At 66.2% G+C, this 19,827-nt stretch carries 23 protein-coding genes, 1 tRNA gene and 1 pseudogene; 12 read left to right on the top strand and 13 right to left on the bottom strand.

From position 1 onward, the window contains the following. Positions 1-157: 157 nt before the first annotated feature. From OF829_RS16510 to OF829_RS16480, 7 genes are all read right to left on the bottom strand, one after another. The gene (locus OF829_RS16510; RefSeq protein ID WP_264941223.1) at positions 158-709 is read right to left on the bottom strand and encodes a hypothetical protein; all 552 of its coding nucleotides are present in this window, start codon (positions 707-709) and stop codon (positions 158-160) included. 303 nt (positions 710-1,012) lie between these two features. Next, positions 1,013-1,088, bottom strand: a tRNA-Lys gene (locus OF829_RS16505). 103 nt (positions 1,089-1,191) lie between these two features. Continuing rightward, complete coding sequence (rodA, locus tag OF829_RS16500; RefSeq protein WP_264941222.1) at positions 1,192-2,310, bottom strand: rod shape-determining protein RodA; 1,119 nt, start codon at positions 2,308-2,310, stop codon at positions 1,192-1,194. Then, on the bottom strand, positions 2,307-4,337 hold the full coding sequence (mrdA, locus tag OF829_RS16495) for a penicillin-binding protein 2 (protein WP_264941221.1): 2,031 nt from the start codon (positions 4,335-4,337) through the stop codon (positions 2,307-2,309). Before mrdA ends, rodA begins: the two co-directional genes overlap by 4 nt. Positions 4,338-4,344: 7 nt before the next feature. After that, positions 4,345-4,854 (bottom strand): rod shape-determining protein MreD, encoded by a 510-nt coding sequence (gene mreD / locus OF829_RS16490; RefSeq protein WP_264941220.1) that lies wholly within the window; start codon positions 4,852-4,854, stop codon positions 4,345-4,347. Continuing rightward, positions 4,851-5,672 (bottom strand): rod shape-determining protein MreC, encoded by an 822-nt coding sequence (mreC, locus tag OF829_RS16485; RefSeq protein WP_319951564.1) that lies wholly within the window; start codon positions 5,670-5,672, stop codon positions 4,851-4,853. Before mreC ends, mreD begins: the two co-directional genes overlap by 4 nt. A gap of 83 nt (positions 5,673-5,755) precedes the next feature. After that, the gene (locus OF829_RS16480) at positions 5,756-6,796 is read right to left on the bottom strand and encodes a rod shape-determining protein (protein WP_319951563.1); all 1,041 of its coding nucleotides are present in this window, start codon (positions 6,794-6,796) and stop codon (positions 5,756-5,758) included. Positions 6,797-6,947: 151 nt separating this feature from the next. On the opposite strand from OF829_RS16480, the gene mutL reads away from it, so the two are divergent. After that, the gene (gene mutL, locus OF829_RS16475; RefSeq protein ID WP_264941217.1) at positions 6,948-8,762 is read left to right on the top strand and encodes a DNA mismatch repair endonuclease MutL; all 1,815 of its coding nucleotides are present in this window, start codon (positions 6,948-6,950) and stop codon (positions 8,760-8,762) included. 251 nt (positions 8,763-9,013) lie between these two features. Here mutL and OF829_RS16470 read toward each other — a convergent pair whose 3' ends face one another. Then, positions 9,014-9,208, bottom strand: coding sequence for a hypothetical protein (locus OF829_RS16470; protein ID WP_264941216.1), 195 nt, complete (start codon positions 9,206-9,208; stop codon positions 9,014-9,016). Positions 9,209-9,349: 141 nt separating this feature from the next. On the opposite strand from OF829_RS16470, the gene OF829_RS16465 reads away from it, so the two are divergent. Beyond that, on the top strand, positions 9,350-9,742 hold the full coding sequence (locus OF829_RS16465; RefSeq protein ID WP_264941215.1) for a hypothetical protein: 393 nt from the start codon (positions 9,350-9,352) through the stop codon (positions 9,740-9,742). Positions 9,743-9,745: 3 nt separating this feature from the next. Here the strand turns inward: OF829_RS16465 and OF829_RS16460 are convergent, their stop codons facing one another. The 5 genes from OF829_RS16460 to OF829_RS16440 all read right to left on the bottom strand — a co-directional run bounded on the left by OF829_RS16460 (position 9,746) and on the right by OF829_RS16440 (position 13,503). Then, positions 9,746-10,459: a CAP domain-containing protein gene (locus OF829_RS16460; RefSeq protein WP_264941214.1), complete on the bottom strand. Its 714-nt coding sequence runs from the start codon at positions 10,457-10,459 to the stop codon at positions 9,746-9,748. Between the two features lie 645 nt (positions 10,460-11,104). Beyond that, positions 11,105-11,716, bottom strand: coding sequence for a 50S ribosomal protein L9 (gene rplI / locus OF829_RS16455; RefSeq protein ID WP_264941213.1), 612 nt, complete (start codon positions 11,714-11,716; stop codon positions 11,105-11,107). A gap of 12 nt (positions 11,717-11,728) precedes the next feature. Beyond that, positions 11,729-11,953 carry a 30S ribosomal protein S18 gene (gene rpsR, locus OF829_RS16450; RefSeq protein WP_264941212.1) on the bottom strand — a complete coding sequence of 75 codons (225 nt, stop codon included), beginning with the start codon at positions 11,951-11,953 and terminating at the stop codon, positions 11,729-11,731. 5 nt (positions 11,954-11,958) lie between these two features. Beyond that, the gene (rpsF, locus tag OF829_RS16445) at positions 11,959-12,333 is read right to left on the bottom strand and encodes a 30S ribosomal protein S6 (RefSeq protein WP_264941211.1); all 375 of its coding nucleotides are present in this window, start codon (positions 12,331-12,333) and stop codon (positions 11,959-11,961) included. A 219-nt stretch (positions 12,334-12,552) separates the two neighbouring features. Further along, positions 12,553-13,503 carry a hypothetical protein gene (locus OF829_RS16440; protein WP_264941209.1) on the bottom strand — a complete coding sequence of 317 codons (951 nt, stop codon included), beginning with the start codon at positions 13,501-13,503 and terminating at the stop codon, positions 12,553-12,555. 203 nt (positions 13,504-13,706) lie between these two features. Here OF829_RS16440 and fabD point away from each other — a divergent pair, with 203 nt between their 5' ends. From fabD to OF829_RS16390, 10 genes and pseudogenes are all read left to right on the top strand, one after another. Then, positions 13,707-14,642 carry an ACP S-malonyltransferase gene (gene fabD / locus OF829_RS16435; protein ID WP_264941208.1) on the top strand — a complete coding sequence of 312 codons (936 nt, stop codon included), beginning with the start codon at positions 13,707-13,709 and terminating at the stop codon, positions 14,640-14,642. Positions 14,643-14,685: 43 nt separating this feature from the next. Beyond that, positions 14,686-15,080, top strand: a pseudogene (locus OF829_RS16430) (GxxExxY protein). 40 nt (positions 15,081-15,120) lie between these two features. Continuing rightward, entirely contained in the window at positions 15,121-15,858 is a 738-nt protein-coding gene (gene fabG / locus OF829_RS16425) for a 3-oxoacyl-[acyl-carrier-protein] reductase (protein ID WP_264941207.1), read from the top strand. A 20-nt stretch (positions 15,859-15,878) separates the two neighbouring features. Further along, the gene (locus OF829_RS16420; RefSeq protein WP_264941206.1) at positions 15,879-16,424 is read left to right on the top strand and encodes a hypothetical protein; all 546 of its coding nucleotides are present in this window, start codon (positions 15,879-15,881) and stop codon (positions 16,422-16,424) included. A 40-nt stretch (positions 16,425-16,464) separates the two neighbouring features. Beyond that, a complete protein-coding gene (locus tag OF829_RS16415) occupies positions 16,465-17,007 on the top strand; it encodes a hypothetical protein (protein ID WP_264941205.1) in 543 nt (180 codons plus the stop codon). A 34-nt stretch (positions 17,008-17,041) separates the two neighbouring features. Beyond that, complete coding sequence (locus OF829_RS16410; RefSeq protein WP_264941204.1) at positions 17,042-17,611, top strand: hypothetical protein; 570 nt, start codon at positions 17,042-17,044, stop codon at positions 17,609-17,611. Between the two features lie 35 nt (positions 17,612-17,646). Next, positions 17,647-18,276 carry a hypothetical protein gene (locus OF829_RS16405; RefSeq protein WP_264941203.1) on the top strand — a complete coding sequence of 210 codons (630 nt, stop codon included), beginning with the start codon at positions 17,647-17,649 and terminating at the stop codon, positions 18,274-18,276. 8 nt (positions 18,277-18,284) lie between these two features. Further along, on the top strand, positions 18,285-18,818 hold the full coding sequence (locus tag OF829_RS16400; RefSeq protein WP_264941202.1) for a hypothetical protein: 534 nt from the start codon (positions 18,285-18,287) through the stop codon (positions 18,816-18,818). Then, on the top strand, positions 18,815-19,372 hold the full coding sequence (locus tag OF829_RS16395) for a hypothetical protein (RefSeq protein ID WP_264941201.1): 558 nt from the start codon (positions 18,815-18,817) through the stop codon (positions 19,370-19,372). Before OF829_RS16400 ends, OF829_RS16395 begins: the two co-directional genes overlap by 4 nt. Before the next feature lie 90 nt (positions 19,373-19,462). Continuing rightward, the gene (locus OF829_RS16390; protein ID WP_264941200.1) at positions 19,463-19,696 is read left to right on the top strand and encodes an acyl carrier protein; all 234 of its coding nucleotides are present in this window, start codon (positions 19,463-19,465) and stop codon (positions 19,694-19,696) included. The last annotated feature ends 131 nt before the right edge of the window (positions 19,697-19,827 follow it).

The following is a 19,827-nucleotide window of genomic DNA, read 5'->3' as shown; positions in this document are numbered from 1 at the left end:
TTTGCCAAGGTATCCGTGAGGAACATCTTAAGCCGATCTCCGGGCGAAGGCTATGACGGCCGCTGTCCGGGTGACCGGCGCCATGCGCCTCGGCCACGATGCCCAGCGGCCCGCGAGGCAGACTCATCTTACCCGCCGTACTAATAGAGAAGGGCCGCTAGCCTTTTGAGCACCCAAAAGTGATGAATCCCTTGCCGTACGCTAAAGCGGCAAGCATCACGATGATGAGCACGATTGCGCCTTTGATCGTGAGCAGCATGTTCTTTTTAAACTGGCGATAGGTTTCTTCTCCATCGCGCACGCGGTTCCACTCGGTCTTGAGAAGATTCTGCGCCTCTTGCTGAAGCAGCCTAATCTCGCGATCGATTATCGGGATCTGGGGGGTGGTGGATATGATAGCGTCCCGGACTCTGCCGATGGAGGCGATCGGTTTGGCCCACTCATTCTTTTCGCGGTTCTCGCGAAGCACGATGCGGTCGAATGCTTCGTCGAATTCCCGCAGATCAATCTTCTTTCCTTTGCTCGCGCGCCCCGACAACTGTCGTGCCAGCGCAGTCACGACCGCTAGGTCCCGTCGCTGGTCGTTGATCCAAGCCTGCCGGAACTCCGTAATCTTGACGTCCTTGGAGATAACCGCACCAAAGAGAGCCACGCTAGCTGTGACCATAGTCGCGGCCGCGGCGACCAAGGCCGTTGTTGCATCTGGCACGATAACCCCCTCCAATTGGCCTCGATCCGTAGCGCGGATGCGAGCGAAGAGGAATGCGCGCCACCAGAACCACGTCCTCCTTCCCGTCCGAGGCCCGTCAGTCCGCGACCGTGAGAATTAGCTGTGCCGCGATCGATTGGTCACTTTGATTGGTGACTCGGGGCCTGTTTGGCCGCTCTGAGACGGCTGGGGACGAAGAAAAATCTCGCGGTGAGCTGTTACCTAGAGCGTTACCTAGCGCCCAGACCGGTTCCGCAACGCCGAGATCTTCTCCAGCTAAGTGTTTGAACTATAAGAAGAAAATGGTGGACGCACTAGGGCTCGAACCTAGGACCCGCTGATTAAGAGTCAGCTGCTCTACCAACTGAGCTATGCGTCCATTCCGGGGCATTTGGGGGCGCTTTGGTGAAGCGCCTGCCGTTCGGGAGCGGGGCCGTTAGCATCCGATTCCGCGGATTGCAAACCCCAAATCGCCTATTCGTTCACCAGGTGACGACCTTGCGGTTCTGGCGGTCGAACGACATCAATATGCCGAGGCAGATCATCGCCGTCATCACCGCGGTGCCGCCGAAGCTGATGAAGGGCAGGGGCACGCCGACGACCGGCGCGAGGCCCATCACCATCGCCATGTTGATCGCGACATAGAAGAAGATCGTCGTCGCCAGCCCCGCCGCCGCCAGCCGCGCGAAGCGGCTCTGCGAGCGCACCCCGACATTGATCCCCCAGCGCACCAGCAGCCCGAAGGCGATGATCAGGAAGAAGCCGCCGAGCAGCCCCCATTCCTCCATCATCGTCGCCAGCGCGAAGTCGGTATGGCCCTCGGGGAGATAGTCGAGATGGCTCTGGGTGCCGTTGAGGAAGCCCTTGCCGAAGATCCCGCCCGATCCGATCGCGATCTTCGACTGGCTGATATGATAGCCGGTGCCGAGCGGGTCGCTTTCGGGGTTGAGGAAGATCAGCACGCGGTTCCGCTGATAGTCGTGGAGCAGGAAGTTGACCGCGAGCGGTGCCGCCACCGCCATGCCCAGCGCGCCGCCGATGAACAGGCGCAGCGGCACGCCCGCGAGGAACATCACCATGATCCCGCCCGCGGTGATCATCAGCGCGGTGCCGAGATCGGGCTGGAGCATGACGAGCCCGGCGGGCAGGCCGATCAGCACTGCCGCGGGCCAGATTGCGCCGAACTTCCTTATCTCGCCTGCGGGCAATATCTCGTAGAAGCGCGCAAGGGTCAGCACGATCACCGGCTTCATCAGCTCGGAGGGCTGGAGGCGGATGAGGCCCAGGTCGAGCCATCGCTGGCTGCCGCCCGCGACCGCGCCGAGCAGCTCGACGCCGAGCAGCATGGCCAGGATCACGCCGTACATCGGGAAGGCCGCCATCGCCCAGAACCCTTCGGGTACGCGGCTGAGCGCGATCGCCATGGCGAGGAAGGCGAAGAAGCGGATGCCCTGCGGCATCGCCCATTTCTGAAGATCGCCGCCCGCCGCCGAATAGAGCACCAGCAGCCCGAACACGCCGATCGCGGCGATCAGCAGGATGATCTTCCACGGCAGCTGCGCGAGCGGCGCGGGGACGAAGCCGGGACCCAAGGTGCTCATTCGTCAGGCTCCACGCTGCCGGTATCCGCGGCGTCGGTATCGATGGTGTTGGTGGTGGCGGCAGCGGCCGCGGCGGAGACATTGTCCGCGGCGGCCTCGGTATCCTCGGGCGTCGGCGGCGGCGGCGCGCTCTGGGTCGCCTGGAAGGCCTTGGCCTGCTCGGCCATGCGCGTCTTGTAGTCGCCGCCCCAGCTCGGTTCGACCTCGGCGAGCGATTTGAGCGCCATCTCCTTGTCGAACAGATAGGTCATGATGTCGCGCCCGATCAGCGGCGTATCGAGGTTGCGGACGGTGTGGCCGTTATGCTCGAGCACCACCGCGGCGGCATATTTCGGATTGTCGGCCGGCGCAAAGCAGATGAACAGCGCGTGGTCGCGCAGCTTGAAGGGCAAGGCGGCGTTCTTGAGCACGCCCGATGCGCGCTCGGCCTTGGTGATGCGGCGGACCTGCGCGGTGCCGGTCTTGGCGGCGAGCGTGACGCCGGGGACCAGCATCCGGCTGGCGCCGCCGGTGCCGCCGTCATTGACCACCGCGAACATCGCGTCGCGCACGATCGCGAAATGCTCGGGCGTGACGTTGAGCGGCGGGGCGGGCTGGACCGGCTCGTCGGCGATGATCCGCGGCACCAGCGCCTTGCCCGAGGCGAGCCGCGCCGCCATCACGGCGAGCTGGAGCGGATTGGCGAGCACATAGCCCTGGCCGATCGACGCGTTGAGCGAGTCCGCGACGGTCCAGGCTTCCTTGTAGCGCTTGAGCTTCCACGCGCTGTCAGGGATCGTGCCCGATCGCTGGGTGGTGAAGGGCAGGGTGAATTTCTGCCCCATGCCGAGCGAGCGCGCCACCGGCGCCACCGCGTCATAGCCGACGCGGCGGACCATCTCGTAGAAATAGATGTCGCAGCTCTGCGCGACCGCGCGGCGCAGATCGACACCGCCATGGCCGCCGCGCTTGTGGCAGTGGAACACGCCGTTGCCGACCTGCATCGCGCCGCTGCAATTCACCACCGCGTGCGGATCGATCCCCGCCGCGAGCAGCGCCAGCCCGTTCATCGGCTTGACCGTCGAGCCGGGCGGATAGAGACCCTGGAGCACCTTGTTCATCAAGGGCACGTGATCGTCCTCGCTCAGCATCTTCCATTCGCTCTGGCCGATGCCGTCGGAGAAGCTGTTGGGGTCGTATGCGGGCATCGACACCATCGCGAGGATGTCGCCGTTCGACACGTCGATCACCACCGCCGAGCCCGAGTTGGTCCCCAGCCGCCGCGCCGCATATTCCTGCAGCCCCATCTCGACGGTCAGCTTGACGTTCTTGCCCGGCGTATCGGGCCGCGTCTCGAGCTCGCGGACGGGCTTGCCATGCGCGGTCACCTCGACGCGCTTGGCGCCGGGCGTGCCGCGCAGCACGTCCTCCATCGTCTTCTCGATCCCGTCCTTGCCCAGCTTGAAGCCGGGGGCGACGAGGATCGGGTCCTTTTCCTTGGCGTACTGTTCGGCCGAGGCCGCGCCGACATAGCCGAGCAGATGGCCCACGCCCGCGCCCAGCGGGTAATAGCGGGCGAAGCTCTCGCTCGGCTGGACGCCCGCCAGCTCGGGCAGGCGGACCAGCAGCGCCGCATAGCGCTCCCAATCGAGCTTTTCCGAAACCTGGATCGGCCGGAATCCGCGCGAGCGCTTGAGATCGGTCTGGAGCCGCGCGACATCCTCCGGCGTGAGCCCCAGCAACTGCTGGAGCGTCTTGAGGACATGCTCCTGGTCCTCGATCTGATCGGGGATCAGGTCGACGCGGAAGGCGGCGCGGTTGAGCGCGAGCTCGCGGCCGTTGCGGTCGACGATCCAGCCGCGGCGCGGCGGGGTGAGCGTCAGGTTGATGCGGTTGCTCTCGGCGAGCAGGCTGAACTTCTCATTCTCGAGCACCGCGAGCCAGGTCATGCGGCCCGCGAGCACCAGTCCGACCCCGCCCTGGATCGCCCCGAGCATCAGCGCCCGGCGGGAGAAGCTATAGGCCTGCGCGGCTTCGGTGATCCGCATCGCCGCGTCAGCCCTTCTTCGCGTCGCGGTCGAGCCAGCCGCACAGGCTGGAGATCAGCGGGAAGAGCGCGGCGCAGATCACGATCTGGAGCAGCAGGGCGGTATCGACATGCGCGGCGAAGGGTGCCGCGATCAGCCGGCCCGCGATCAGGCAGAAGCCCGCCGCGCCCGCCGCGATCAGCCAGTCCTGCCAGAAATCGCGCCACACCAGCCGCGTGTCGAGCACGTCGATCGCGATGAAGCACATCGTCCACAGCAGCATCGCGCTGCCCAGCGGCTGGCCGCTGACCATGTCGTCGAGCAGCCCGAGCGGGACCGGCGCCCACACCTTGACCGTATCCGCGCGCGTCAGCCGCCAGCCGAGCAGCATCAGCAGCCCGAACGGCGGCAGGAAGGGGAAGGTGGCGACGAAGGGGAGGAGGGTGAGCAGCGAACCCAGCACGATCGTGGCCGGCGCGAGCCACGAGGCGCGGGTGCGCTCCTCGGTCCGGCTCAGCGGGATATGGTCCGATCTCATTTGGGGGCGGCACCCCCGGGCGTCGGCGAAGGGGAGGGGGTGGGTTCGGGCAGGAAGGGTTGCTGGACCAGCGCGAAATCGAGCGCGTCGGGATTGGCGGCGGGCTGGCCGATCGCGGTGACGCCCTGCGCGCGGACGACGCGGGCGACGGGGATGTTGGGCGGGAAGATGCCCCCGGTGCCCGAGGTGACGAACAGGTCGCCGGGCTTGAAATCGCCGCTGGTGACCGCGGCGGACTTGAGGTCGAGCTGGCCGTCGCCGCGGCCCGTCGCGATCGCGGGCAAGCCGTCGCGGGTGCGGCGCACGGGGATGTTGCTGCTCGAATCGATGATCAGCAGCACGCGCGCCGAATTGGGCCCCACCTCGATCACCTGGCCGATCAGCCCGTCGGGTTCGCGCACGGGCTGGCCGCGCTTCACGCCCTGCCATGATCCCGCATTGAGCGTGGCATAGCGCCGCGTGCTCGAGGCCGAGCTGTTGACCAGCCGCGCGGCGACGACGCTGTCGGTGGTGGCGTCGCGCAGCTTGAGCATCGCGCGCAGCCGCCGGTTCTCCTGGTTGAGCGTGCGGGCGCGCTCGACCAGGGTGTTGTTGTCGGCCAGCTCCTTCTTGAGCCGGTCATTCTCGGCCTTGACGTCCCAATGTTCGGCAATGCCCGCGGGCGTGCCGGCGATGCTGCGCTTGATCCAGTCGAGCCCCGAGGAGACCGGTGTGGTGATCTCGGCGAAGAAGCCGCGCACCGCGGCATAGGCGGGCGGGTTAAAGGTCGAGAGCAGCAGCAAGGCTGCGCCGATCAGCGCACCGCCGACCGCACCCACATATCCCAAGAATAGGCCGTACTGCGCCCGCCTAGAAAACCCCGGGCGCCGGTCGCGTGGCGGCGCCATCTTCCCCTACTCTTTCAGACCTGGATCAACACACCCCGGAATACCGGATCTTCTAGCGCACGACCGGTACCCAGCGCCACACAGGTCAGCGGGTCCTCGGCGATGGTGACGGGCAATCCCGTCTCATCGCGGAGCACTTCGTCGATCCCCTTGAGCAGCGCACCACCCCCCGTGAGCACGATACCCTGATCGACGATGTCCGCCGCCAGCTCCGGCGCGGTGTTCTCGAGCGCGATGCGCACGCCCTCGACGATCGTCCCGACCGGCTCCGAAAGCGCCTCGGCGATCTGGCCCTGGTTGATCTGGATCTCCTTGGGGACCCCGTTGACGAGGTCGCGGCCCTTGATGTGGATCGTCTGGCCGATCCCGTCCGCGGGCGGCTTGGCGACGCCGACTTCCTGCTTGATCCGCTCGGCGGTGGCTTCGCCGATCAGCAGGTTGTGGTTGCGGCGGACGTACGAGACGATCGCCTCGTCCATCTTGTCGCCGCCGACGCGGACCGAGGTCGAGTAAGCGAGGCCGCGCAGCGAAAGCACCGCGACTTCGGTGGTGCCGCCGCCGATATCGACGACCATCGAGCCGATCGGCTCGGTCACCGGCATGTCGGCGCCGATCGCGGCCGCCATCGGCTCCTCGATCAGCCATACCTGGCTCGCGCCCGCGTTCGACGCGGCGTCGCGGATCGCGCGGCGCTCGACCGAGGTCGAGCCCGAGGGCACGCAGATCACGATCTGCGGCCAGCGCATGAAGCGGCGCTGGCCATGGACCTTGCGGATGAAGTGGCTGATCATCTGCTCGGCGACGTCGATATCGGCGATCACGCCGTCGCGAAGCGGGCGAATCGCCTCGATCGATCCGGGCGTCTTGCCCATCATCAGCTTGGCGTCGTCGCCGACCGCCTTGACCTTGCGCACGCCGTTGAGCGTCTCGACCGCGACGACCGACGGCTCGTTGAGCACGACCCCGCGTCCGCGCAGATAGACGACCGTGTTGGCCGTCCCCAGATCGATCGCCATGTCGTGAGACATCATTCGGAAAAAGCGCGAGAAAATCATCAACCGTCCCGTCCTGTGGCGCTGGACATGTCCGCGCCGCTGTTCGCACAAAAAACTTGTTCCCAACCCGTCCGAAGCGGATCGACTCCAGCCTCGGTTTTATGGCGGATGCGGGTCGCGGAATGCCTTCGCTTGGTCTAGAGCGACCCCTGTGTCAATACGCCGTCTCCCTGAGCATCTGGTCAATCGAATCGCCGCCGGCGAAGTGGTCGAACGGCCCGCCAGCGCGTTGAAGGAATTGACGGAAAACGCGATCGACGCGGGCGCCACGCGCATCGCGATACGCCTTGGTGCGGGCGGCACCGAGCTGGTCGAAGTGGTCGATGACGGGTGCGGCATGAGCCCGTCCGAAATGGCGCTGGCGCTCGAGCGTCACGCCACCTCGAAGCTGCCCGACGACGCGATCGATCAGGTTACCACGTTGGGTTTTCGCGGCGAGGCGTTGCCGTCGATCGCCAGCGTGGCGCGGCTGAGCCTCGAAAGCCGGGTGCGCGGGGCGGAAGGCTGGTCGCGCGTGGTGGATAACGGCACGGTCGAGCGCGAAGGGCCGGCGGCGCTTCCGCCCGGCACGCGCGTCCGCGTCGAGCAATTGTTCGAGCGGGTGCCGGCGCGGCGCAAATTCCTGCGCTCGGCGCGGTCCGAATATGCCGCCTGCCTCGATGTGGTGAAGCGCCTCGCCATGGCGCGGCCCGATATCGCCTTCTCGGTCGAGCATGACGGCCGCCGCGTGCTCCAGGTCCAGGGCGGCGAGACCCGCCCCGAGCGCGTCGCGGCGCTGACCGACCGGGCGCTGTTCGACAACAGCGTCGCGATCGATTTCGAGCGCGAGGGGCTGGTGCTCGGCGGGGTCGCGGGCCTGCCGACCTTCAACCGCGGCGTGGCGGACCATCAATATCTCTTCGTCAACGGACGGCCCGTGAAGGACCGCCTCCTCGCGGGCGCGGTCCGCGGCGCCTATGCCGAGATGCTCGCGCGCGACCGGCATCCGGTGGTCGCGCTGTTCCTCGACGTGCCGGCGGACGCGGTCGATGTGAACGTCCACCCCGCCAAGACCGAAGTCCGCTTCCGCGACCCGGCGCTGGCGCGGGGGCTGATCGTGAGCGGGCTGCGGCGGGCGCTCGATGCGGCGGGGCATCGCAGCGTGCAGCGGCCGAGCGAGAGTGCGCTGGGCATGTGGCAGCCTGGCTCCTTTCCAGACCGTCATCCCGGCGAAAGCCGGGACCCAGAGTTACTACAGACATCGTTTGGGGCCCTGGGTCCCGGCTTTCGCCGGGATGACGGCTACGGAGCTGGCACTGCAGTCCACGACCGCCGCCCGACCTTCCTGACCCCACCCCCCATGGCTCGCGCCGAACCCGCCACCGAAGCTGTTCCCGCCACCCTCCAACACCCCCTCGGTGTCGCCCGGGGCCAGGTCGCCAAGACCTATATCGTCGCCGAGGCCGAGGACGGCCTCGTCCTGGTCGACCAGCATGCCGCGCACGAACGCCTCGTCCTCGAACGGATGCGCCGAGCGATGCAGGGCGGGGGCGTGGCGAGCCAGGCGCTCCTCCTTCCCGAGGTCGTCGAACTCGACGAGCCGGCGTGCGACCGCCTCGAAGCCCGCGCCGCGGAGCTGGCCGCGTTCGGCCTCGACCTCGAACGCTTCGGCCCGCGCGCGATGCTCGTCCGCGCCACGCCCGCTGCGCTGGGGCAGGGCGATGTCCACGGCCTCGTCACCGATCTCGCCGACGAACTCGCCAGCTTCGACGAGGCCCTTAGCCTCAAGGAGCGGCTCGATCATGTCGCCGCGACCATGGCCTGCCACGGCTCGGTCCGCGCCGGCCGCATCCTCTCGGTCGCCGAAATGAACGCGCTGCTCCGCGAGATGGAGGTCACCCCCCATTCGGGCCAATGCAACCATGGCCGCCCGACCTGGGTGAAATTGGCGCACGGCGATATCGAGAAGTTGTTCGGAAGGAAGTGATTGCTCAATTGGCGTTGCAGGGCGTGGTTCGTCGAGTCCACTCCCAAGCCCTTGCAATGTAGGATTTCGCCTGCTTGGCTCGCGCAGCCAGTCGCTCCGGCCGCTCTTTGACCCTGTCGACCTGCCCAAAGCGAACAACGCGTTTCCCCCCGAGGGAACTGCGCGGCGGAAAACATGCGCGATAGTGTGAAGCCAGTGTCAACTTTCACATGCTGGGACGGCCCAGCCTGGTGCGCTACTGAGCCCGGACTCTACCCTTCGCCGCCGGCTTCCACGCCCGCCGTCACCTGCGCCGCGACCTCCCGCATGCTGCCCACGACGAGCAGCGAGTCGCCGCCGACCATGCCGACCTTGGTCTGCCCATTTTCGTCCGCGCGAAGGTAGGCGATGTTCTGGGCCACCACGAAATAATCGCCGCCGCGAGACTTGAGTTCGACAAATTTCATGACGGTTTCTCCTGATGCCCGGTACCCTAGCCGAAAAGAGCTTGGCGCAGGTTAACGCGAGGGGCCTGCCCCCAATTGGGGGGTGCTTGCACGGGCGATCGCAAGCTAGCCCGCGATGTCAGGAAGATAAGGGGTCCGTCGATGAAGCTGCTTCGCCCGTCCGCCGCCGCGCTGGTGGCTGCATCCATCGCGCTTTCGTCCTGTGCCAGCGTCACGGGGGGCGCGCTGATCCGCAAGGGCGAGCAGCCCGCCACCCTGGTCATCCGCAACACCAGCGGCGTCGGGATCGACGTGGTGACGCTCTCGCGCTGCAGCGCGCTCAGCTATGGGCTCAATCGCCTGGGCGGCAGCCAGTCGGAGATCCCCAACAATTCGAGCATGTCGTTCACGATCGGCGCGGGCTGCTGGGATCTGATGGTCGGCCGCACCGGCACCTGCACTCATGAATCGTGCAACTGGCTCCAGTCGCCGGCGAACCGCTTCACCATCGCACCGGGCCAGCGCCAGGTGATCACCTATGGCCGCAACCTCTAGGCTTCAGTTGCCGCGATAGACGAAGGTCTTCGCGCCGCGGTTCGAAGCCCATTCGGGCATCTCCGGGGCGCCGTTGACGGTGCTGCTCAGGTCGATGACGCACATATAGCGATATTCGCGGTGCGTGCCGCAGCCGACGCCGGCGAAGCGGAAATCGCGCGTGAAGAGCAGGTCGCGATGGCCCCGGTCGGGCACGCCGTCATCGACGATCAGCTGGCGGACGACATTCTCGGCATCGTCGAAGCCGTACGAGATGCTCTCGCCGACATAGATGTCGCCGCCGCGGCGCTTGACGCGATCGCCCGGATCGGCGCCGTCGCTCGAGATATGGCCGACCTCGCCCATGCGGCCCTGCGCATCGGCATGGTCGCCCGCGGCGAGCGCGAGGATCTGGCCCTCGGTGAGGGGTGGCAGGGGCTCCTGCGCTTCGAGGAACTCGATCGCCTCGTCGACCGCGGCGGTGCCCTCATTGGTGTAGATGCCGCCCGGATCGCCCGGCAGGTAGAGGATGCCGCCCCGGATATGGCTGCGATATTCGCGCAGCCCCTGGGCATATTCGTAAGGATGGGTGCGGGCGTAATTGACCTGCTGGAGCACCCCCGCCTCGAGCCCCCGCCAGACGGGCAGGTGAGCGGGCGCCTGGGTGGGCGCAGCGGCGGCGATCAGGGCGATCGAGCACAGGCCGAGCGCGGCCGGGAACTTGGCATTGGTACGCACTGGAATTCCCCCCACGGGAATCCGATCCGGAACGATTCGCGGATGGTATACAAAGCTTTGCCCAGATCGCCTTAACGGCCAGCCAAAACAATCCGTAGAAACCCGGTTAAGGATATCCGCCGACGCAAATCCGCGGCGGCCGTCGCGCCGTATCTTCCCCGCGGGCCGCGACGGGGTGGCGCCGAAACGGTCGGAAAATGCGCCGTGGCGGGCAAAGGGGGCGGAAGCGTCAACGGGTTGTTCATCTTGACGCAACCTTCCCCCCGCCGGGTCGTTCTAACAGGCAAGAAACGGACAGGCATCGATATGCACAAGGTCGTTCCAGTTCTATTCGCACTCATCCCGCTCGCGGCGATGATCGGCGCTTGTGTGGCCTGCCCCTGAGGCAGCCCAATAGCATCTTCACCCGAGGAGAAAGGGGCCGCCGGCACTGCCGCGCGGCCCCTTTGCCATTGCAGCGCCATCAGAATTCCACCGCCCTCCGTTCGCCCTGAGCTTGTCGAAGGGCTGTCTTTCTTCTTCGGCCGACAGAAGGACAGTGCTTCGACAAGCTCAGCACGAACGGGGAATGGGATATGTCGCCCAAAACAAAAGGGCCGCCCCGGCATTCCGGAGCGGCCCTCTTTGTTGCGTAGCGGCTGAGGCTCAGGCCTCGGCGTCGCCCTCGGCGGCCGGTTCTTCGGCCTCGGGCTGAACCTCGGCGGTGGCGCCGGGCTCCGCATTGGGATCATAGGCCTCGACGAAGCCGGCATCGTCCTTCTCGAACATCGCCGCCATCACGTCGACGCCCTGCGCCTGCATGTCCGCCTCTTCGGGCGAGCGGGCGACGTTGACCTTGACGGTCACCGACACTTCGGGGTGCAGCGCGACGCGGATCTCGTACACGCCGATCGCCTTGATCGGCTTGTCGAGCACGACCTGCGACTTGCTCACCTTGTGATTGTCGGCAACCAGCGCCTCGACGATGTCGCGCACCGCGACCGAGCCGTAGAGCTGGCCGGTGTTCGACGCCTGGCGGATCAGGGTGACCGAAACGCCCTCGAGGCTCTTCGATTCCTTCTCCGCATCGACGCGGCGGCTCGCATTTTCGGCGACCAGGCGCTCACGATTGGCTTCGAAGACCTTCTTGTTGGCTTCGTTGGCGCGCAGCGCCTTTTTGTTGGGCAGAAGGAAGTTGCGGGCGAAGCCGTCCTTCACCCGAACCACGTCGCCGATGGCGCCGAGCTTCTCGACGCGTTCCAGCAGAATGACATCCATTGCGTCTGCTCCTTACTTCACGATGTAGGGCAGCAGGCCCAGGTGGCGCGAGCGCTTGATGGCGGTGGCCAGCTCGCGCTGCTTCTTCGCGCTCACCGAGGTGATGCGCGAGGGGACGATCTTGCCGCGCTCCGAAACGAAGCCCTGCAGCAGCCGGACGTCCTTGTAGTCGATCCGGGGCGCGTCCTTCGCGGAGAAGGGGCAGCTCTTGCGGCGGCGGAAAAAGGGTCGTGCCATGTCTCTTACTCCCCGAAGCCGGTGTCGTCGCGGTCACGGCGGCCGCGGCGTTCGCGATCGCCCTTGCGCATCATCACCGACGGACCCTCTTCGAGCGCATCGACCTTGACCGTCATGTAACGGATCACGTCTTCGTTGATCTGGGTCTGGCGCTCGAGCTCGGCGACGACGCCCGCGGGGGCATCGATCTCGAGCATCACATAATGCGCCTTGCGGTTCTTGGCGATGCGATAGGCGAGGCTGCGCAGGCCCCAGGACTCGGTCTTCACGACCTTGCCCTTGCCGTCCTCGACGATCTTGGTGGCGGCTTCCGCCAGTGCGTCCACTTGCGCCTGTGCCAGATCCTGGCGCGCAAGGAACACATGCTCGTAAAGAGCCATGTGGTCTTCTCTCTCTTGGCCGATCGCTGACGCCGCACCATGCGGACGCCCCTCCGGCTATCGTCTCAAATGCCGAAACGGGCGTTGAGTCGTGCTCAAAACCCCTTCGGGAGGCGGGCCTATGGCTCAAAGCCCTCGCAAAGGCAAGGGCGGGGCTGGATTCGCCCGGGCGGCGCGTCCGGGCGAACGCGCCGTCCCGCTATGGGACATGCGTCGGCGCTACCGCGTCAGCCGCACATTCGCCAGCCGCATCGCGAGCTGGACCGGCTGCGGCTGTGGCGTGCTGGGCAGCAGCCACGAGGTTTCGGCCGGGGGCTGGTCCTCCGGATCGGGCGGGGGGTTGGGCATCGCCAGCGGGCGGCAGACGCCCGGGATGTCCCAATATTCGAGGCAGACGATCTGCTCATTCTCGACGCGGGCGCGCACCGAGCCCTTGGCGCCGCTCTCCAGCGTGAAGTCGCCGCTGATCTCGTAAGCGCCGCGTTTCGCCTTGGTCTTGTGAATATTGGTCATGCTTCCCGCGCGGAAACCGTCGAGCGACCAGTTGAATGCGTCGAGTTCGACCGCGGCGGCGAAGCGCAGTTCGATCGGGCCATTGCCCTCATATTGCGCGCGCAGGATCTGGTAATGCCGCTTGCGCAGCCACGCGGCGCGGCGGCGGCGCTCCCATTCCGAATAGTCGCGTACCTTGGTCCCCACCGCCTCGAACGACAAGGTGATCTGCACATTGGCATTGGGAACGCTCTTCACCCCGCCCTGAAAGCCCTGGGCGTCGCAGCGGCCCTGCCACACCGAACCGTCGGTCAGGTCGTATAGGCGGCATTGCGATCCGACGCGGCGGCCGATCAGCTGGGAATCGCGCAGGCCGCCGGTGCCGCGGAAATTGCCCTTGACGATGTCGCCGTCGAACTCGAGCTCGATCTCGAGGCTGCCGCCGATCCGCTCGGGGCAGCGATGATCGGGGCGGGGGCAGTCCTTCTTGGGGCCGCCGCTGATCGTGAGGGTCGAGACGACCTCGCCCGAATGGTTGCCGAAATAGCTGATTCGCCCGCGGAAATCGTCGGGCAGCGCGTTTGCCGAATCGACTCCGGCCTGGTTGTTCCCCTGCGCATGGGCGGGGACGAGCCATGCGGTCAGCAGCAACATCGCACTCAGGCACATGCGGATCATGACAAAACCCCTTTGCTGACTCCCGTTAACCATATTCCCGATGGGCCGAAGCCACAATGCAGAAGCGGCGGAGCCGGAACGACCCCGCCGCCCTGCCTCGGCCCGCTCGGTTGAACCGGTGATTTACCACGGGGCCGCGACGCGCCTTGACCGCCCGCGCACCCCGGGCCTAGGCGCACCCGCAATCTAGAGGAGAGCTTCCCATGCGCGCATTCATCTTCCCGGGGCAGGGCAGCCAGGCGGTCGGCATGGGCGCGGCGCTGGCGGCGGCGAGTCCCGCCGCGCGCGAGGTGTTCCAGGAAGTCGACGATGCGCTCGGCGAGAAATTGTCGCGGCTGATGGCCGAAGGGCCCGAGGACCAGCTCCAGCTCACCGCCAATGCCCAGCCGGCGATCATGGCCAACGCGATCGCGGTGTTGCGCGTGCTCGAAAAGGAAGGCGGCATCCGCCTCGCCGAAAAGGCCGATTTCGTGGCGGGGCACTCGCTCGGCGAATATACCGCTTTGTGCGCCGCGGGCGCCTTAGATCTCGCCACCACCGCGCGGCTGCTGCGGCTGAGGGGGCAGGCGATGCAGGCGGCGGTGCCGGTGGGGCAGGGGGCGATGGCCGCCCTGCTCGGCGCCGATCTCGCCAAGGCGCAGGCGATCGCCGACGCGGCGGCCCAGGGCGAGATCTGCACCGTCGCCAACGACAATGATCCGTCGCAGGTGGTGATCTCGGGTGCCCGCGCCGCGATCGAGCGTGCGGTGGAGATCGCCAAGGATCATGGCGCCAAGCGCGCATTGCTGCTGCCGGTCTCCGCGCCCTTCCACTGCCCGCTGATGCAGCCCGCCGCCGATGCGATGGCCGAGGCGCTGGCCGCGGTCGCGATCCAGGCGCCGCTCGTGCCGGTCTACGCCAACGTCACCGCCGCGCCGGTGAGCGATCCCGATACGATCCGCGCGCTGCTGGTCGAACAGGTGACCGGCATGGTCCGCTGGCGCGAATCGGTGCTGGCGATGTTCGATGCCGGCGTCACCGATTTCGTCGAGCTCGGCGGCAAGGTTCTCGGCGGCATGGTCAAGCGCATCGCCCCGGACGCGGTGGCAACGAGCGTGGTGTCGATGGACGACATCGAGGCGCTGGTGAAGGCGTTGTAGGGTTTGGTTCCGCAAAGACGCGAAGGCGCAAAGAGGTGAATGATTGACGGATATCGAGGGAATCTGCCGGGACGTCATCGATGTTTCGCTGCGTATTCATCGGGACTTGGGGCCCGGTTTGCTCGAGTCCGTGTATGAGACTGTCTTGGCGGCGAAGCTCGCGGCGATTGGCTATCAGGTCGTCCAACAAAGGCCGATCGACATTGATTTTGAAGGGCTTCGCTTCGAAGCCGCATTTCGAATCGACCTGTTGATCGAAGATCGATTTTTGGTGGAGATTAAGTCGGTTCAGCAGCTGAACAATGCGCACGTGAAGCAGCTTTGACCTATCTACGGCTCACCAAGCAGTCCCTTGGACTGCTAATTAATTTCAACGGCGCCACGCTCAAGGAAGGGTTACGAAGAGTGATCAATAACCACCAGCCCTTCGCGTCTTAGCGTCTTTGCGGAATCAATAATCTTCTGAAGGACTAAGACTATGTTCGACCTTACAGGCATGACCGCCCTCGTCACCGGCGCTTCCGGGGGCCTAGGCACCGCGATCGCAAAGGGCCTGGCTGCCCAGGGCGCGCGCCTCGTCATCTCCGGGTCGAATGCCGAGAAGCTCGAGGCCTTCCGCGCCGAACTGGGTGGCGATCATGTTGCGCTTCAATGCGATCTTTCCAATGGGGCCGAAGTGGACGGCCTCGTCCCCCGCGCGGTCGAGGCGCTCGGCCAGCTCGATATCCTCGTCAACAATGCCGGCGTCACCCGCGACAATCTGGCGATGCGGATGAAGGACGAGGAATGGGACACGGTCATCCGCGTCAACCTCGAAGCCGCGTTCCGGCTGATCCGCGCCGCCGCCAAGCCGATGATGAAGGCGCGCTTCGGCCGGGTCATCTCGATCACGTCGGTCGTGGGAGCAACGGGAAATCCCGGCCAGGCCAATTATGCCGCGTCCAAGGCCGGGCTGGTCGGCATGTCCAAGGCGCTCGCGCAGGAGCTCGCCAGCCGCAACATCACCGTCAACTGCGTCGCCCCCGGCTTCATGCGCTCGGCGATGACCGATGTGCTGCCCGAGGCGCAGAAGACCGCGTTGCTGAGCCGCATCCCCGCGGGCGATCTCGGCACCGGCGAGGACGTCGCCGCCGCGGTGGTCTATCTCGCGTCGAAGGAAGCCGGCTATGTCACCGGTCAGACATTGCACGTTAATGGAGGAATGGCGATGATCTGATCCCAAAGGGAGGATCATCGATGCGAATCAGCTATTTGGGCGTTGCGGCCGCGATCGCAGCCGGTCTTGCGGCGACCCCGGCGCTGGCCGCCGATCCCGCCACGCTGTCCTGTTTGAACGAGCAGCTGCCGGCCGCCGCGCGCGACGCGTTCGCCGTTTCGGCGCGCACATTGGTCAGCGAGACCCCCCAGTCGGTCAGCTCCGAGACCCGCGCGGCGCTCGATCAGGCGGTTCAGGCGTGTGCCAAGCGCCACAAATGGAGTGGTGCCGAAGCGGAGTCGGCCAGGTTCATCCTGATGTCCGAGCTTGCCTTGCCCGAGCTGCGCAAGGCGGCGAAGGCCGCCGGCATCGATCCCGACGCGATCGCGGCGGCGGTGCGGGACCTTACGCCCGAACAGGCGCTCGGGCTGAGCGACGGCAATCAGGACTCGGTGGTCGCGCTGCTGACCGCGCTCGACAACCACAAGGTGGTGCTGGGAAGCGACGCGCAGCAACGCGTGATCTTCGCGCTCTGCCTCATGGAAAGCCGGTCCTTTGGCGAACGGGTGCGGTTCACGACAAATTGAGCGAAAGCTCTTTCGCGAGGAGGAAGCGATAAAGGGACCGATGCTGATCACGGCGGCGGGGGTCGCGCTGGCGCTTCCGGGTGTCGCGCAGGCGCAGGTGCGCGGCGGCGAGCAGATGGGGCCCGGGCGCGGCGGTGTCTTTCCGCTGCCCCAGGATATCCGTCCGATCGGGTTCCAGCAGCATCGTTACGCGTCGGGCTTCGAATATACCGCGCATTTCGAGGCCGATCAGTGCGAGAAGCTCGGCTGCATGATCGTCGTCAACCGGTCGAAGACCTTCGAGGTCACCGAATTCTACATCAACGACGGCGATATCGACGCGCGCGGCGTGCCGGTCTGGGGGCGGAACCAGTTCAAGGGCTTCCACCTCGATCCCAGCCGCGCGGTATGGACCGTCCGGCCGCGATCGATGAAATGCATGACGCTGGTGCGCGTGGTGCTGCGCGAGCGCGGGACCGACCGTGAGGTGGAGGCCATCCAGCCCTTCGACATGTGCGACAAGCCGCGCGATGGCTTCGCGATGATCCAGGTTCAGGCCGATGGCCCGCGCGTCACGCTGGAGAATGGCACGACGATCGACTAGGGCGGGGCGGCTGACACCTGCCCGGAGACCCGAATTGCGCCGCATTGCCCTGTTCCTCGCCCCGACCCTCGTCGCCGTGACGGGCATCGCGCCCGCGCATGCGCAGGCCGACCGCAACGATCCGATCGCCTGCATCTACCGCGTCTACCACAAGTCCGACTGGGCGGTGCTGGTGAAGGTCGTGCGCCAGGGGCTGGTGGGCCAGACCGGCGACGAAAAGGCCGAGGTTGACCGCATCGGGGCCGCGACCAAGCGGTGCCGCAGTCAATATGGCTGGGGCAAGAAGAAGGAGGATCTGGCGCTGCGCTGGTTCGCGGGCCGCGTGCTTTCGGGCGACGCCACCTTCAACCTCAAGAAATACGGGTTCGATTTCGAGAAGCTCCAGGCGCTGGTCGCCCGGCTCGATGCGCCGACGCGCGCGGCCTATCTGAGCGGGCAGGTGAGCAACGAACAGTCGCAAGCAACCTTGGCCGCGCTAGCCGCTGTCGGAATCGATTTCGCGAGCATTCCCGCCGAGGATCGGGCGATGTTCGCGCAGAAATTGAGCCAGGGGATTCTCGGTCTGGTGCTCCAGCAGGAAGCCGAGGCCGCTTTCAGCGCTTGATCGCCAGGGCCTCCGCGTTCACTCTGGCGACAGACATGCAGCGCCAGGGTCACGCCGATGATGCCGTTCGCCATCCCCGCGCCGCGAACCTGATACCGAACCTGATCCGGGAGAAGACGATGCTGAGATTTGCCGCCCTTGCACTGGCGTTCGCCACTCCGGTCGCGATCACGGTCGCCACCCCGGCCCATGCCGCCGACGTCAAGACGATCCGCTGCCTCGAGGATGGGCTGGACAGCAACGCCCGGGCGCTGCTCGATCGCGATCTCCAGAAGAATCTGGAGAATGCCGGCAAGGCGCAAAGCTACAGCCCCGAGCTGATCGCCGCGATCCAGAAGGCCGCGCAGGCCTGCAGGGCCAAATATGGCTGGAGCGACAAGGCGACCGAATCCGCGATCTTCTATACCGTGCCCCGGCTCGGCTGGTCGATGGCCGCGCGCTATGCCCGCACCAAGGGGCTCAATCCCGATGCGTTCGTGAGCCGCGTCAAGGCGCTGTCCGACGACGAACTCGCTAACGGCACCAGCGAGGAGGTGCTGACCAAGCTTGCCACCGCCTCGGTCGAAGCCGGCGAGATCAACGCCGACACTGCCGCGCTCGGCGGCGCGCTCTATGGGCTGCTGACGATGCAGGCCAAGGCCTATATCGATTTCGCCGGGAGCTGAGTGAAGCCATGATCCGGTATCTCCTGCCCATCGCGGCGGCCGTGATGGCGGCAGCCCCCGCGCATGCCGCCGATCTCGCCACGATCGGCTGCATCGCCGACAAGATCGAACTGCCCGTCCGCGCGCAGATCGCGATCGATGTCGAGCGCAACCTCACCGAAACGGGAAAGCGCCACAGCTATGATCCGCGCGTCACCGCCGCGCTCAATCTGGCGGGCAAGATGTGCGCCGATGCGAATGGCTGGCCCGAGGCGGCGGTCAAGCCGGCGAAGCTCTATGCCCTGGCGACGCTCGGCTGGCCGGTCGCGCAGAAGATCGCTACCGAGCGCGGCTTCGACACGGGGGCGCTCGAGGATATGTGGCAGTCGCTGCCCGAGGAGATGCGCAATCAGCCGCTGCCCCAGCCCGAATATGAGACGCTGGTAAAGGGCTTCGTCACCGACGAGAAGCAGCAGACGCGCGAGAATGCCGAGCTGATAGCGGAGTGCTTCGGCTTCCTCAGCATCATCCAATATTCGAGCTACGAGTTTTCGCAGGCGTGAAGAGCTGGCTCGCCGCCATCGCGCTCGGCGCGGGGCTCGCGGTCGCTGCCGCGCCCGCCTATGCCGCCGACGAGAAGACGCTCGATTGCGTCAGCGAACAGCTCGATGCGCCCATCGCCGCGGGGATCGAGGGCCATTTCGAACGCATCGTCCTCACGCCGCTCGGCGACCCGATGCCCGTCCTGCCCGATGCCGAGGCCGAGGCGATCCAGCGGGCGGCAGACCGTTGCGCCAGGCTCCACGGGTGGAGCGGGAAAGCAGCGTTCGCTGCCCAGACCTATGCCAAGAGCAAGATCGGGCGCGCGGGCACCGAGCGCGGCTTGCGGTCCTTTGACATCGATCCGGCGCCGATTGCCGAATTCTATTTTCGCCAGCCCTTGTCCCTGCGCGAAGTCACGATGTCGGACCCGGTGTGGAAGCCGGTAGTCATGGATTTTGCCCGGGAGTCGGGTACCCGGCATCTGTTCGATCCGGCGCAGGCGCGAAGAGTAGGCCGCTATCTCGGCTGCCTGAGCCTGATCGATGTGTCGCGCGCCGATTTCCGGCGCGCCTAGCTTCTCCGCCGCCCCTCTTGCAACGGCATCAGCGGCGGACTAGGTGCGTTCCAACACTGAAGAGCCCAACAGAGAAGGAAAACAGGGACCATGAGCACCGAGGACCGGGTTAAGACGATCGTTGTCGATCACCTCGGCGTCGAAGCCAGCGAAGTGAAGCTCGAGGCGAGCTTCATCGACGATCTTGGTGCCGACAGCCTCGACATCGTCGAGCTGGTGATGGCGTTCGAAGAGGAATTCGGCGTCGAAATCCCCGATGATGCTGCCGAAAAGATCACCACCGTCGGCGACGCGGTCGCTTATATCGACGCGCATCAGGGCTGACGGCAGGCGGCACCCGCATGGGGGCCCTGTGCCAATTTGCGGCTTCCCGTCCCGGGCCATCGCGCATGGGGGCGGGGAGCCGTTTCGCTTTCGGGCGTTTGAGTCATTGAAGAAGTTTGACGGAGAGATGC

This window comes from Sphingomonas caeni (assembly GCF_026013415.1).
In the GTDB taxonomy this organism is placed as follows: domain Bacteria; phylum Pseudomonadota; class Alphaproteobacteria; order Sphingomonadales; family Sphingomonadaceae; genus Sphingomonas; species Sphingomonas caeni.
Note: the sequence above shows the minus strand (reverse complement) of the source record. Positions and strands in the feature narration are given on the sequence as shown.